We start from the raw sequence: 13720 nt of genomic DNA on the forward strand, positions 1-13720 counted from the left end.
CCTGGCGTTAGCAGGCCTGGGCTTTACAGCGGCAGGCCTTGCACAGGGTGCTGCCGGTGCCACAGCACTGGTAGCACGGCACTCAGCGCCTGTGGGTCGGCGCTGCTCCAGAACGCGGCCTCACGCGCCGGCCCTTCGGCCAGCAGCCCGCGTGCATCCAACAGCCGCTGCAACTGACGCGCCACCGCCGCACCGGTGTCGATGACCGCCACGTCAGCGGGCACCATGTCGGCCAACAGCGGGCGCAGGAAGGGGTAGTGGGTGCAGCCCAGAATCAGGGTGTCGCAACCGGCCGCCAGCAGCGGCTGCACATAGCCTTGCAGCAACTGGCGCAGTTGCGCGCTGCCCAGGTCGCCCGCCTCGATCCGCTCGACCAGCCCCGGGCAGGGCTGGGTCACAACCCGCACGTCATTGGCGAAACGGTCGAGCAAGGCCGCGAACTTGGCACTTTGCAGGGTGCCGGTGGTGGCCAGCACGCCGACCACGCCGGAGCGGGTAGCCGCCGCCGCTGGCTTGACGGCCGGCTCCATGCCCACCAATGGCCAGTCTGGGTAGAGCTCGCGCAGGTCAGCTACCGCCGCCACTGTCGCGGTGTTGCACGCCAAGACCATGGCCTTGGCGCCCTGGGCACGGAAGAACGCAGCAATGGCCCGGCAACGTTGGCGAATGTAGTCCGGCGACTTTTCGCCGTAGGGCACATGCCCGCAATCGGCCACGTAAAGCAGTGACTCATCGGGCAGCAGGCGCTGGATTTCGGCGAGCACCGACAAGCCGCCGACCCCCGAGTCCATCACGCCAACCGGCGCCGAACGCTCAGCCATCGCGCTTGCCGCACACGGCGCAGGCCGGGTCGCGCTTGACCCGCAGCTCGCGCAGGCGCGTGCCAAGGGCGTCGATCAGCAGCAGGCGGCCCACCAGCGGCTCACCAAAGCCGGCCAGCAGCTTCATCGCCTCCAGCGCCTGCAGGCTGCCGACCAGGCCCACCAGCGGGCCGATCACACCGGCTTCGCTGCAGGTCAGTTCGTCCTCGCTGCCGTGGCCGTACAGGCAGTGGTAGCACGGGCTGGTGTCACGCCGCGGGTCGAACACCGAGAGCTGCCCTTCCAGGCGAATGGCCGCACCGCTGACCAGCGGTTTGCCTTGGGCGAAACAGGCCGCGTTGACCGCCTCGCGGGTGCCGAAGTTGTCGGAGCAGTCGAGCACCAGGTCGACGGCCGCCACCGCAGCGGCCAGCGAATCTTCATCCAGCGCCTGGCGGTGGGCCACCAGGGTGACCTCGGGGTTGATCGCCTGCAGACGCTGCAGCGCAGAGTCCACCTTGCTCATGCCCACACTGCTGCTGTCATGGATGACCTGGCGCTGCAGGTTGGTCAGGTCGACGGTGTCGAAGTCGGCCAGGTGCAGCTCGCCCACGCCCGCGGCAGCCAGGTACAGCGCCACCGGAGAGCCGAGGCCACCGAGGCCGACGATCAGCGCCTTGCCGTGCTTGAGCCGCAGCTGGCCTTCGATGTCTACCTGGGCCAGCAGGATCTGCCGGCTGTAACGCAACAGCTCCTGATCGCTCAGCATGGCAGGCGCCCCAGGGAAATACGCTCATGGCCACCCAGGTCGACTCGGCTGGCCACGTCGGTGAAGCCTTGGGCACTGAGCAGCGCCCGCACATCCGCGGCCTGGTCGTACCCGTGTTCGAGCAGCAACCAGCCGCCGGGCAGCAGGTGGTGTGGCGCCTGGGCGACGATTACCCGCAGGTCGTCCAGGCCATCGGCGCCGGCCACCAGCGCGCTGCTGGGCTCGAAACGCACATCGCCCTCGACCAGGTGCGGGTCGGCGGCGCGAATGTAGGGCGGGTTGCTGAGTATCATGTTGAAGCGCTGGCCAGCGAGGTTGCTGAACCAGTGGCTGGCCAGCACCTGCACATTGCCCAGGCCCAAGCGCTGGCGGTTGCGCTCGGCCAGGGCCACGGCTTCGTCCACGCGGTCCACGGCCGTTACCTGCCAGGCCGGGCAGTCGCTGGCCAGGGCCAGGGCGATGGCACCGGTGCCGGTGCCGAGGTCCAGGACCTTGGCCAGGGCTGGCGCTTGCAGTTCCAGGGCGGTTTCCACCAGCAATTCGGTGTCCGGGCGCGGAATCAGCGTGTGTGGCGCCACCTCCAGGTCGAGCTTCCAGAAGCCCTGCTGGCCGAGGATGTACGCCACCGGCTCACCGGCGCGGCGGCGCTGCAGGTAGCCGGCGTAGGTGCTGGCATCTTCGCTGCTGACGATGCGCTCGGGCCAGGTGTGCAGGAAACTGCGCGATTTGCCGATGGCGGCAGCCAGCAGCAGTTCGGCGTCCAGGCGCTCAGTGGGCGAGTCGGGCAGTTGCGCGTTGCGCAACAGGCTGGCAATGATGGTCATCAGTCCCCCAGGGCAGCCAGTTGGTCGGCCTGGTATTCGGCCAGCAGCGGTTCGATCACCGCGTCCACGCCACCGGCAAGGATATCGTCGAGCGAGTAAAGGGTCAGGTTGATGCGGTGGTCGGTCACCCGCCCCTGTGGATAATTGTAGGTACGGATGCGCTCCGAGCGATCGCCCGAGCCCACCAGCAGCTTGCGCTCGCTGGCGATGGCGTTCTGCGCCGCGCTGGTCCGCATGTCGTTGAGCTTGGCCGACAGCCAGGACAGGGCGCGGGCACGGTTCTTGTGCTGGGAACGCTCCTCCTGGCACTCCACCACGATGCCGGTGGGCAAGTGGGTGATGCGGATTGCCGAGTCGGTCTTGTTCACGTGCTGGCCGCCGGCGCCCGAGGCGCGGTAGGTGTCCACGCGCAGGTCGGCCGGGTTGATCTCGATGGCGGCCTGCTCATCGGGTTCGGGCAGCACGGCCACGGTGCAGGCCGAGGTGTGGATGCGGCCCTGGGATTCGGTTTCCGGCACCCGCTGCACGCGGTGCGCGCCGGATTCGAACTTGAGCTTGCCGTACACGTTATCGCCTTCGACGCGGGCGATGATCTCTTTATAGCCGCCGTGCTCGCCTTCGTTCTCGGAGAGGATCTCCAGGCGCCAGCCACGCTTCTCGGCGTAGCGCGAATACATGCGGAACAGGTCGCCGGAGAAAATCGCCGCCTCGTCGCCACCGGTACCGGCGCGGATTTCCAGGAACACGTTGCGCCCGTCGTTAGGGTCCTTGGGCAACAGCATGCGCTGCAGTTGCGACTCCAGGCCCTGCAACTGCTCCTTGGCTTCGCGCACTTCCTCCACGGCCATTTCGCGCAGGTCGGGGTCGGCGTCCTTGAGCAGCGCCTGGGCGCCTTCGAGGTCGTCCTGCACCTTGCGCCACGCCACGTAGGCAGCGATCACCGGTTCGACTTCGGCGTATTCGCGCGAATAGGCGCGGAAGCGGGTCTGGTCGGAAATGACTTCGGCATCACCGAGCAGGGCGGTGAGTTCCTCGAAGCGGTCCTGGAGCGTGTCCAGTTTATTGAGCAGCGACGCTTTCATTGCGGGGATTTGTCCGTCGAGCCCTCATTGAGGGCAAAGAGTTCCTGGGCCATGGCCAGCGCATCGAGGCGGCCCTCGGCCGAGAGCTTTTTCAATTGCACGCTGGGGGCATGCAGGAGTTTGTTGGTCAGGCCCCGGGCCAGTTGCGCCAGTACGTCTTCGGGGTTGCCGCCGTTGGCCAGCAGGCGCTGGGCCTTTTGCAGTTCTTCGTCACGCAGGCGTTCGCTTTGCTGGCGGTAGGCGCGCAGCACGTCCACCGCGGCCAGCTCGCGCAGGCGCACCATGAAATCGTCCGCGCCTACCGAAACCAGCTCTTCGGCGGCCTGGGCCGCGCCCTGGCGGCTCTTGAGGTTTTCCGCGACCACTTCGTGCAGGTCGTCGACGGTATAGAGGTAGACGTCGTCGAGCTCGCCCACTTGCGGCTCGATATCGCGCGGAACGGCGATGTCGACCATGAAGATCGGTTTGTGCCGGCGCAGTTTCAAGGCGCTTTCCACCGCGCCCTTGCCCAGGATCGGCAACTGGCTGGCGGTGGAACTGATGACGATGTCGCTGTTGGCCAGTTCCTGGGGAATGTCGGCCAGCAGCACCGCGTGGGCGCCGAACTGCTCGGCCAGGATGCTGGCGCGCTCCAGGGTACGGTTGGCCACGACGATGCGGCGCACGCCCTGCTCGTGCAGGTGGCGCGCAACCAGGGTAATGGTTTCACCGGCGCCGATCAGCAGCGCCTGGCTGCGGCCAAGGTCGCTGAAAATCTGCTTGGCCAGGCTCACCGCGGCGAATGCCACCGACACCGGGTTCTCGCCAATGGCGGTGTCGGTGCGGACCTGCTTGGCGGCGCTGAACGTGGCCTGGAACAGGCGCCCGAGCAACGGGCCGATGGTGCCGGCTTCGCGGGCCACGGCGTAGGCGGACTTCATCTGGCCGAGGATCTGCGGCTCGCCCAGCACCAGCGAGTCAAGGCCGGAGGCCACGCGCATCATGTGCTTCACGGCATCGTGTTCTTCATGGACATAGGCACTGGCGCGCAACTCGTCCAGGCTCAGCCGGTGGTACTCGGCCAGCCATTTCAGCACGGCGTCGGCGGACAGGTGGTCCTGCTCGATGTAAAGCTCGCTACGGTTGCAAGTCGACAGGATCGCCGCTTCGCGGCTGGCGGTCAGCCGGCAGAGCTGCTGCAGGGCGTCGACCAGCTGCTCTGGGGTAAACGCCACGCGCTCGCGTACGTCTACCGAGGCAGTCTTATGGTTGATACCAAGTGCAAGAAAGGCCATGCAAGGTCGCTGGTTGTGACGAGGAGCCGATAATTGTCCTCTTTCGCAGGTTTTAGAACAACCACCGTTCGCTATTGTGTTGATAGGCTGTGCCGGCCCTCAATGGCAGTTTCATTCGCCTGGACGCACAGCGCCGCCGGAAAACCTCGGCGGCGCCTTGAACTGAAGCAGGGGTGTGCTTGCGCCGCCCTGTTACGGGGTGTTCTTGCCGACCTTCAGCGCCTTGAGGCTCAGTTCGCTACCCGCCCTGATCGCTTCGACCTGGGCAATAACGGCGTCCTTGACGATGGCTTCACCCAGGTCGGTGAGTTCCTGTGCCTTGACGTGCTCCACACTGAGGTACAGCAGGTGCATGGCGACATCCATCGCCTTCTGGAACGACAACAGGGTGTTATCGGCACCCAGTTCATCGACGACCTTGTCCCAACGGCGGTCCGACTCCTCCTGCAGTTGCAGGAACTCCTGCTTGGACACCTGGTCATCGGCATAGATGTTTTCCAACAGTGCCTGAAGCGATTTCGAAATGTTGGCCACGACTGTCTCCTTGGTAAATGGCTTAATGCCCAGTGACCATAGCGAGCACACAGCCCAGGAAAAATGAGCCGATTCGACCAATGGCCGAGGAAATGTTCCATACAGTTGTTTGCGGCCGCTGATAGGCGAAAGCTGCCGAACCGCTTGCCAACTGCACTGTCCGATACTTAGCTTCGTAACGTCTCAACCACGACCTTCGCAGGTGGGTTTGCCCCCGCGCTTGTGTCATCATGCCCCGACCGCCGGTTAGTCTTTGTTAAGCCACTCTATGAACAGACCCTACGCATTGCTGCTTGCCTTCGCCCTGCTCCAGGGTTGCCAGAGCCTGGCCCCGCATAATGCCGAGCCGCCCGCTGCCGAGGCCGGCAAAGGCGAGGCGCAAAAGCCCGTTGTGTATGGGTCGTTCACCCAGGACACCCTTTATAGCCTGCTGGTGGCCGAGCTTGCCGGGCAGCGCAACCGCTTCGACATCGCCTTGGCCAACTACGCCGACCAGGCCGAAAAAACCCAGGACCCGGGGGTTTCCGAGCGCGCCTACCGCATCGCCGAATATCTCGGCGCCGACGAACCGGCCCTGGACAGCGCGTTGATCTGGGCCAAGAACGACCCGCAGAACCTCGACGCCCAGCGCGCCGCGGCCATCCAGCTGGCCCGTGCCGGGCGCTATGACGATTCCATGAGCTACATGGAAAAGGTGCTACAGGGCCAGGGCGATACCCATTTCGACTTCCTCGCCCTGTCGGCCGCCGAAACCGACCAGAGCACCCGCGACGGCTTGATGCAGAGCTTCGACCGCCTGCTGGTCAAGTACCCGGACAACAGCCAGCTGATTTTTGGCAAGGCCCTGTTGCTGAACCAGGACGGCAAGGCCGAGGAAGCCCTCGACCTGCTTGAGGCGCACCCGGCGCAAAATGGCGAAATTGCCCCGATCCTGCTGCGCGCACGCCTGCTCCAGGCCCTCGACCGCGGCCCGGAGGCCCTGCCGCTGCTGCGTGGGGCGATCCGTGACAACCCCGATGACAAGCGCCTGCGCCTGACCTACGCGCGCACTTTGGTAGAGCAGGACCGCATCGCCGATGCCAAGGGCGAGTTCATCAGCCTGGTCCAGCAGTATCCCGACGACGACGAGCTGCGTTATTCCCTGGCCCTGGTTTGCCTGGAAAACAAGGACTGGGACGAAGCCGAAAGCTACCTGCGCGAACTGATCGAGCGCGACAGCAATGTCGACGCCGCACGCCTGAACCTGGGGCGCATCGCCGAAGAGCGTCACGACCCGGCCACCGCCCTGCGCGAGTACGCCCTGGTCGGCAACGGCCCGGACTACCTGCCGGCGCAGCTGCGCCAGGCCGATATCCTGATCGCCAACGGCCGCGACAGCGAGGCCTCGCGCCTGCTCGCCCAGGCCCGCGAAGCACAGCCGGACTACGCCGTGCAGCTTTACCTGATCGAATCGGAAAGCTACAGCAACAACAACAAGGACGCCCAGGCCGACCAGGTGCTGCAACAGGCCCTGACGCACTACCCGGACGACCTCAACCTGCTGTACACCCGGGCCATGCTGGCAGAAAAGCGCAACGACCTGCCGCTGATGGAAAAAGACCTGCGGGCGATCATTGCCCGCGAGCCGGAAAACGCCATGGCCCTCAATGCCCTCGGCTACACGCTGGCCGACCGCACCACCCGCTATGACGAAGCCAAGGCGCTGATCGACAAGGCCCACCAGCTGACCCCGGACGACCCGGCAGTGCTCGACAGCCTGGGCTGGGTCAATTACCGCCTGGGCAACCTCGACCAGGCCGAAACCTACCTGCGCCAGGCCTTCGCCCGCTTCCCCGACCACGAAGTCGCTGCCCACCTGGGTGAAGTGCTGTGGGCCAACGGCAAGCGCCGCGAAGCCCGCCAGGTCTGGGCCAAGGGCTTCGAAGCCCAGGCCGACAGCCCAATCCTGCGCAAGACCCTCCTGCGCCTGACCGGATCCGAGACCCTTTAACGCCATGTTCCTGCGCCATTGCATCACCTTCACCCTGATCGCCCTGCTGGCCGGCTGCGCCGGCTTCGGAAGCCGCGAGGCCCTGCAGGGCCACGGCGACCCGCAGCAGTGGCGCGCCCATAAAGAGCAGCTGAGCAGCCTCGACGGCTGGCAGATCAACGGCAAGGTCGGTATCCGTGCCCCACGCGACTCCGGCAGCGGCACGTTGTTCTGGCTGCAGCGCCAGGACTACTACGACATCCGCCTGGCCGGCCCGCTCGGCCGCGGCGCCGCACGCCTGACCGGCCGCCCCGGTGGCGTGGTGCTGGAGGTGGCCAACCAGGGCCGCTATGAGGCCACCAGCCCCGAAGCCCTGCTGGAAGAGCAACTGGGCTGGAAACTGCCGGTATCGCACCTGGTGTGGTGGGTGCGCGGCCTGCCTGCCCCCGACAGCAAGAGCCAGCTGACCCTGGACGGCGACAGCCGCCTGGCCAGCCTGGACCAGGACGGCTGGCAGGTGCAGTACCTGAGCTACACCAAGCAGAACGGCTACTGGCTGCCCGAGCGCCTGAAGCTGCACGGCAAGGACCTCGACGTGACCCTGGTGGTCAAGGACTGGCAGCCACGCCAGCTGGGGCACTGAGCCATGCCGACGCTGACCCTGCCCGCCCCGGCCAAGCTCAACCTCTGGCTGCACATCATTGGCCGGCGCCCCGACGGCTATCACGAGCTGGAAACCGTCTTCCAGTTCCTCGACTACGGTGACGAACTGAGCTTTGCCGTGCGCGAAGACGGCGTGATCCGCCTGCACACCGAAATAGCAGCAGTGCCCCATGACAGCAACCTGATCGTGCGCGCCGCACGCAAGTTGCAGGAACAGGCGGGTACGGCCCTGGGCGCCGATATCTGGCTGAGCAAGGTGCTGCCCATGGGCGGCGGCATTGGCGGCGGCAGTTCGGATGCCGCCACTACCCTGCTGGCGCTGGCCCACCTGTGGCAACTGGACTGGGACGAAGACCGCCTGGCGGCGCTGGGCCTGAGCCTGGGTGCCGACGTGCCGGTGTTCGTGCGCGGCCATGCAGCATTCGCCCAGGGCGTGGGCGAGCAACTGACCCCGGTCGACCCGGCCGAACCCTGGTATGTCGTGCTGGTGCCGCAAGTGTCTGTCAGCACAGTAGAAATTTTTTCACATCCACTGTTGACACGTGATTCCCTCCCCCTTAAGATGCGCCCCGTTCCCGAGGGAAACAGTCGAAATGACTGCCAACCGGTGGTAGAGCAGAATTACCCGGAAGTTCGCAACGCGCTGAATTCACTGGGAAAATTCACAGAGGCTCGACTAACCGGCACTGGAAGTTGTGTGTTTGGGGCCTTCCCAAGCAAAGCCGAAGCTGATAAAGTTCTGGCCCTTCTTTCAGCGACCCAAACAGGGTTTGTGGCGAAAGGAAGCAACGTTTCGATGTTGCATCGCAAGCTGCAAAGTCTGGTCAAGAAGTCGAGCGCATAAGCGTTCGCAGCAACAGATACAGGGGCGTCGCCAAGCGGTAAGGCAGCAGGTTTTGATCCTGCCATGCGTTGGTTCGAATCCAGCCGCCCCTGCCATTTTCCTTATACTCATCCAGGTATACCCTCAGCCTTCAGGTACTGCGCGTGTCCAAGATGATGGTCTTTACGGGGAACGCTAACCCCGATCTGGCTCGGCGTGTCGTACGTCAGCTGCATATCCCACTCGGTGACGTCTCTGTCGGTAAATTCTCCGACGGTGAGATCAGCACTGAGATCAATGAAAACGTTCGCGGTAAAGACGTCTTCATTATTCAGCCGACCTGTGCCCCGACCAACGATAACCTGATGGAACTGGTAGTGATGGCCGACGCCTTCCGCCGCTCCTCAGCATCCCGAATCACCGCCGTGATTCCCTACTTCGGATACGCCCGCCAGGACCGCCGTCCGCGTTCGGCACGTGTAGCCATCAGCGCCAAAGTCGTCGCTGACATGCTCACTGTCGTGGGTATCGACCGTGTACTCACCGTCGACCTGCACGCTGACCAGATCCAGGGCTTCTTCGATATCCCCGTCGACAACATCTACGGCTCGCCCGTACTGGTCGACGATATCGAAGACCAGCGTTTCGAGAACCTGATGATCGTCTCCCCGGACATCGGTGGCGTTGTGCGCGCACGCGCCGTCGCCAAGTCCCTGGGCGTCGACCTCGGGATCATCGACAAACGCCGTGAAAAGGCTAACCACTCCGAGGTGATGCACATCATCGGCGACGTCGAAGGGCGCACCTGCATCCTGGTAGACGACATGGTCGACACCGCCGGCACCCTGTGCCACGCGGCCAAGGCCCTGAAAGAACACGGCGCTGCCAAGGTTTACGCCTACTGCACGCACCCTGTCCTGTCGGGCCGTGCGATCGAGAACATCGAGAAGTCGGTACTGGACGAGCTGGTGGTGACCAACACCGTTCCGCTGTCCGCCGCTGCTCAAGCCTGTGACCGTATCCGCCAGCTGGATATCGCACCGGTTGTCGCTGAAGCGGTACGCCGCATCAGCAACGAAGAATCGATCAGCGCGATGTTCCGCTAACGCGGAACCCGTGTTGATGTGAAGCGCCCCGCCCCAGCATTCGTTGGGGCGGGGCTTTTTTGCCATCCCCGTCTGGCGCTGGTCGCAAACGCCTTACGGGAGGCTATTTTGGAGAAGCAAAATGACTGATTTCATCCTGAACGCCCAAGCGCGTACTGACCTGGGGAAAGGTGCGAGCCGCCGCCTGCGTCACTCCGCCAACATCCCAGCCGTTGTATACGGTGGCGATAAAGAAGCCCAATCCCTGACCATCGTGGCCAAGGAAATCGCCAAACTGTTCGAAAACGAAGCTGCCTTCAGCCACGTTATCGAGCTGAACGTCGACGGCGCCAAGCAAAACGTCGTGGTCAAGGCCATGCAGCGTCACCCAGCCAAAGGCTTCATCATGCACGCCGACTTCGTTCGCGTCGTTGCTGGCCAGAAGCTGACCGCTGTTGTTCCAGTGCACTTCATCAACGAAGAAGCACCGGTCAAGAAAGGCGGCGAGATCTCGCACGTTGAATCGCAGATCGAAGTTTCCTGCGAAGCCAAAGACCTGCCAGAGTTCATCGAAGTTGACCTGGCCAACGCCGAAATCGGCACCATCATCCACCTGTCGGACCTGAAAGCTCCGAAAGGCGTAGAGTTCGTTGCTCTGGCCCACGGTGATGACAAAGCTGTTGCCAACGTCCACGCGCCACGCGTTGCCGCTGAAGCTGCTGACGAAGGCGCTGCCGAGTAATCCACTCGCGCGCCGGTGTTGATCGGGTTACAGTGCGCCCCGCGCCCTGTAACCCCCAACTCCAAGGAAGAGCCCCTGACGTGACCGCCATCCAGTTGATCGTCGGCCTGGGTAACCCCGGCCCCGAATACGAACAGACCCGGCATAACGCAGGGGCTCTTTTCGTTGAACGCATTGCCAGCGCCCAGCGCGTTTCGCTGACCGCTGACAAAAAATATTTCGGCCTGACGGCTAAGTTCAGCCATCAGGGCAACGACGTTCGTTTGTTGATCCCCACCACCTACATGAACCGCAGCGGCCAGGCCGTGGCGGCGTTGGCCAATTTCTTCCGCATCAAGCCGGAAGCGATCCTGGTGGCGCACGACGAACTCGACCTGCCTCCGGGCGTTGCCAAGCTCAAGCGCGGCGGCGGCCATGGGGGGCACAACGGCCTGCGCGACATCATCGCGCAGCTCGGCAACCAGAACGACTTCCACCGCCTGCGGCTTGGCATCGGCCACCCGGGCGACGCCAAACTGGTTTCCAACTTCGTCCTGGGTCGCGCGCCGCGCGCCGAGCAGGAGAAGCTCGACGCCAGCATCGATTTTGCCCTCGGCGTGCTGCCGGACGTGCTGGCCGGCGATTTCGCCAAGGCCATGCGCGAGCTGCACAGCCAGAAGGCCTGATTTCCTAGAGAGGGGAATACCCATGGGTTTCAATTGCGGCATCGTCGGCCTGCCCAACGTCGGCAAGTCCACCCTGTTCAACGCCCTGACCAAGTCTGGCATCGCGGCGGAGAACTTCCCTTTCTGCACCATCGAGCCGAACAGCGGCATCGTGCCGATGCCCGACGCGCGCCTGGCGGCGCTGGCGGAAATCGTCAAGCCTAACCGCATCCTGCCAACCACCATGGAATTCGTCGACATCGCAGGCCTGGTGGCCGGCGCGTCGAAAGGCGAAGGCCTGGGCAATAAGTTCCTCGCCAACATCCGCGAGACTGACGCCATTGCCCATGTGGTGCGCTGCTTCGAAGACGAAAACGTGATTCACGTTTCCAACAGCGTCGACCCCAAGCGTGACATCGAGATCATCGACCTGGAACTGATCTTCGCCGACCTCGACAGCTGCGAGAAGCAACTGCAGAAGGTAGCGCGCAACGCCAAGGGCGGCGACAAGGACGCCCTGGCGCAGAAGGCGATCCTGGAAAAACTGATTCCGCACTTCACCGAAGGCAAGCCAGCACGCAGCCTGATGAAGAACATGGCCGACGACGAGAAGGCCGTCATCCGTGGCTTCCACCTGCTGACCAGCAAGCCGGTGATGTACATCGCCAACGTGGCCGAAGACGGCTTCGACAACAACCCGCACCTGGACGTGGTCAAGGCCATTGCCGAGGAAGAAGGCGCGGTGGTGGTGCCGGTGTGCAACAAGATCGAAGCCGAAATCGCCGAGCTCGAAGACGGTGAAGAGAAGGACATGTTCCTGGAGGCCCTGGGCCTGGAAGAGCCTGGCCTGAACCGCGTGATTCGCGCCGGTTACGAGCTGCTGAACCTGCAAACCTACTTCACTGCTGGCGTGCAGGAAGTTCGCGCCTGGACCGTGCGCGTGGGTGCTACTGCCCCACAAGCTGCCGGCGTGATCCACACCGACTTCGAAAAAGGCTTCATCCGCGCCGAAGTGGTGGCCTATGACGACTTCATTCAGTTCAAGGGTGAAGGCGGTGCCAAGGAAGCCGGTAAATGGCGCCTGGAAGGCAAGGACTACATCGTCAAGGACGGTGATGTGATGCACTTCCGCTTCAACGTGTAATCGCTGAATTGCGGTACTGAAAACCCCTTGAGGCCTATGGCTTCAAGGGGTTTTTTCATGGTTTCTTTCCCGTGTTCCGTGGCCCGTGCTGGCTCCCTCGCGAGGCAAGTCCGCGCCCACGATCGCGAAGAAAACCGGGCGATCAATACTCGCGCCGCTTGCTGAACGCCCAGCGCCCAGCCAGGAAGGTGAAGGTCGCCACCAGCGCCACCAGCAGCCAGAAACCGTTCGGGTCGTCCGCCAGCGGCACGCCACCGACGTTCATGCCGAAAAAGCCCGCGATGATGTTGATCGGCAGCGCCAGTACCGTCACCACCGTCAGGGTGAACAGGGTACGGTTGGTCTGTTCGTTGAGCTTGGCGGCGATCTCTTCCTGCAACAGCTTGATCCGCTCGCCCAGGGCGGTGAGGTCGCTGATCACCAGGGTGAACTCTTCGGTGGCCGCACGCAGCTGGCGCATGTCCTGGTCCTGTAGCCACTCCGGAGGGCGGTTGAGCAACCGCAACAGCGCCCCCGGCTCCAGCGCCAACAGGCGCTGCAGGCGCACCAGTACCCGGCGCATGCTGCTCAGCTCGGCGCGGTTGTCGCTCAGGCGCTGGGACAGCAGCTGGTCCTCGATGCGGTCGACGCTGGTGGTGGTTTCGCGCACGATCTGGGTCAGCAGGTCGCCCTGGTCGCGCAACAGGTGCACCAGCAGTTCGATGGGCGAATGGAAGCGTTCGCCGTGCTTCACCGACGAGCGCAGTTTATCCACAGAGTGCAGTGGCTGCAGCCGCGCGCTGACGAGCAGGCGGTTGCTGGCACAGGCCCACAAGGTGGACACGTCCGATGACACCATGCCGAAGTTGAACACCACATCGTTGACCACGGCCAGCAGGGTCGAGTCAGCATGCTCGATGCGCGTTGAGCGGGAGCCCTCGCGCAGGGTTTCGAAGAAGGCCTCCGGCAGCGGCAGGTGCGCGCGCAGCCAGCGCTCGCAGGCGGCGTGGGCCAGGTTCAGGTGCAACCAGAGGAATTCGTCCGGGGCCTGCGGTTCGCTGAGCTTGCGCAGCACCTGGGCCGAGTCGAGCTCGCGGCCAGGTTGGCCCGGCACGAAGGAAAAACCATAGAGCAGGCCGAACAGGTCGTGTTCCTGTTGGGGGTGAAGCGCGTGATGGCCCATTGGAACTCGCAATGCGGCAGCGGGGCGGAGATTTGCAGATTGCGCGATTGAGGTTGCAGTTCGATGACAGAATTTGTTGGCCCCTGATTGACCGCAGCCCCATGAATGAACGCAGGTCCCTGATTGAACGCAGGTCCCTGTAGGAGCGAGCGCAGCTCGCGATGGGCCGCAAAGCAGCACGCCGTGATGAGCCGCGAAGCTGAAA

Annotated in this window: 14 protein-coding genes and 1 tRNA gene; 8 read left to right on the plus strand and 7 right to left on the minus strand. The window is 64.0% G+C overall.

Annotated elements, in window-relative coordinates:
- Positions 1-23 precede the first annotated feature (23 nt).
- From murI to F3J45_RS06280, 6 genes are all read right to left on the minus strand, one after another.
- Complete coding sequence (gene murI / locus F3J45_RS06255; RefSeq protein ID WP_167058985.1) at positions 24-821, minus strand: glutamate racemase; 798 nt, start codon at positions 819-821, stop codon at positions 24-26.
- Entirely contained in the window at positions 814-1569 is a 756-nt protein-coding gene (locus F3J45_RS06260; protein WP_167058987.1) for a molybdopterin-synthase adenylyltransferase MoeB, read from the minus strand. Before F3J45_RS06260 ends, murI begins: the two co-directional genes overlap by 8 nt.
- Entirely contained in the window at positions 1563-2393 is an 831-nt protein-coding gene (gene prmC, locus F3J45_RS06265; protein ID WP_167058989.1) for a peptide chain release factor N(5)-glutamine methyltransferase, read from the minus strand. Before prmC ends, F3J45_RS06260 begins: the two co-directional genes overlap by 7 nt.
- Positions 2393-3475: a peptide chain release factor 1 gene (gene prfA / locus F3J45_RS06270; RefSeq protein ID WP_167058991.1), complete on the minus strand. Its 1083-nt coding sequence runs from the start codon at positions 3473-3475 to the stop codon at positions 2393-2395. The genes prmC and prfA overlap by 1 nt, the downstream gene beginning before the upstream one ends.
- The gene (hemA, locus tag F3J45_RS06275) at positions 3472-4749 is read right to left on the minus strand and encodes a glutamyl-tRNA reductase (protein WP_167058993.1); all 1278 of its coding nucleotides are present in this window, start codon (positions 4747-4749) and stop codon (positions 3472-3474) included. Before hemA ends, prfA begins: the two co-directional genes overlap by 4 nt.
- Positions 4750-4941: 192 nt before the next feature.
- Positions 4942-5283: a hypothetical protein gene (locus tag F3J45_RS06280; RefSeq protein WP_167058995.1), complete on the minus strand. Its 342-nt coding sequence runs from the start codon at positions 5281-5283 to the stop codon at positions 4942-4944.
- A 268-nt stretch (positions 5284-5551) separates the two neighbouring features.
- Between F3J45_RS06280 and F3J45_RS06285 the strand changes: the two genes are divergently transcribed.
- The 8 genes from F3J45_RS06285 to ychF all read left to right on the plus strand — a co-directional run bounded on the left by F3J45_RS06285 (position 5552) and on the right by ychF (position 12353).
- Complete coding sequence (locus F3J45_RS06285) at positions 5552-7273, plus strand: tetratricopeptide repeat protein (RefSeq protein WP_167058997.1); 1722 nt, start codon at positions 5552-5554, stop codon at positions 7271-7273.
- A 4-nt stretch (positions 7274-7277) separates the two neighbouring features.
- Positions 7278-7895 (plus strand): lipoprotein insertase outer membrane protein LolB, encoded by a 618-nt coding sequence (gene lolB / locus F3J45_RS06290; protein ID WP_167059000.1) that lies wholly within the window; start codon positions 7278-7280, stop codon positions 7893-7895.
- Between the two features lie 3 nt (positions 7896-7898).
- Positions 7899-8759 (plus strand): 4-(cytidine 5'-diphospho)-2-C-methyl-D-erythritol kinase, encoded by an 861-nt coding sequence (gene ispE / locus F3J45_RS06295; protein WP_167059003.1) that lies wholly within the window; start codon positions 7899-7901, stop codon positions 8757-8759.
- A gap of 20 nt (positions 8760-8779) precedes the next feature.
- Positions 8780-8854: transfer RNA gene (locus F3J45_RS06300), tRNA-Gln, on the plus strand.
- Positions 8855-8902: 48 nt separating this feature from the next.
- Positions 8903-9844 (plus strand): ribose-phosphate pyrophosphokinase, encoded by a 942-nt coding sequence (locus tag F3J45_RS06305; protein ID WP_003247410.1) that lies wholly within the window; start codon positions 8903-8905, stop codon positions 9842-9844.
- Positions 9845-9965: 121 nt separating this feature from the next.
- Positions 9966-10565, plus strand: coding sequence for a 50S ribosomal protein L25/general stress protein Ctc (locus F3J45_RS06310; RefSeq protein WP_167059006.1), 600 nt, complete (start codon positions 9966-9968; stop codon positions 10563-10565).
- Positions 10566-10645: 80 nt separating this feature from the next.
- A complete protein-coding gene (gene pth / locus F3J45_RS06315; RefSeq protein ID WP_009686183.1) occupies positions 10646-11230 on the plus strand; it encodes an aminoacyl-tRNA hydrolase in 585 nt (194 codons plus the stop codon).
- Positions 11231-11252: 22 nt separating this feature from the next.
- Positions 11253-12353, plus strand: coding sequence for a redox-regulated ATPase YchF (gene ychF / locus F3J45_RS06320; protein ID WP_167059009.1), 1101 nt, complete (start codon positions 11253-11255; stop codon positions 12351-12353).
- A 142-nt stretch (positions 12354-12495) separates the two neighbouring features.
- Here the strand turns inward: ychF and F3J45_RS06325 are convergent, their stop codons facing one another.
- Positions 12496-13515, minus strand: a complete 1020-nt coding sequence (locus F3J45_RS06325; RefSeq protein WP_167059013.1) for a transporter — start codon at positions 13513-13515, stop codon at positions 12496-12498.
- Positions 13516-13720 lie beyond the last annotated feature (205 nt).

This window comes from Pantoea sp. Ap-967 (genome assembly GCF_011752565.1).
Taxonomy (GTDB): Bacteria; Pseudomonadota; Gammaproteobacteria; order Pseudomonadales; family Pseudomonadaceae; genus Aquipseudomonas.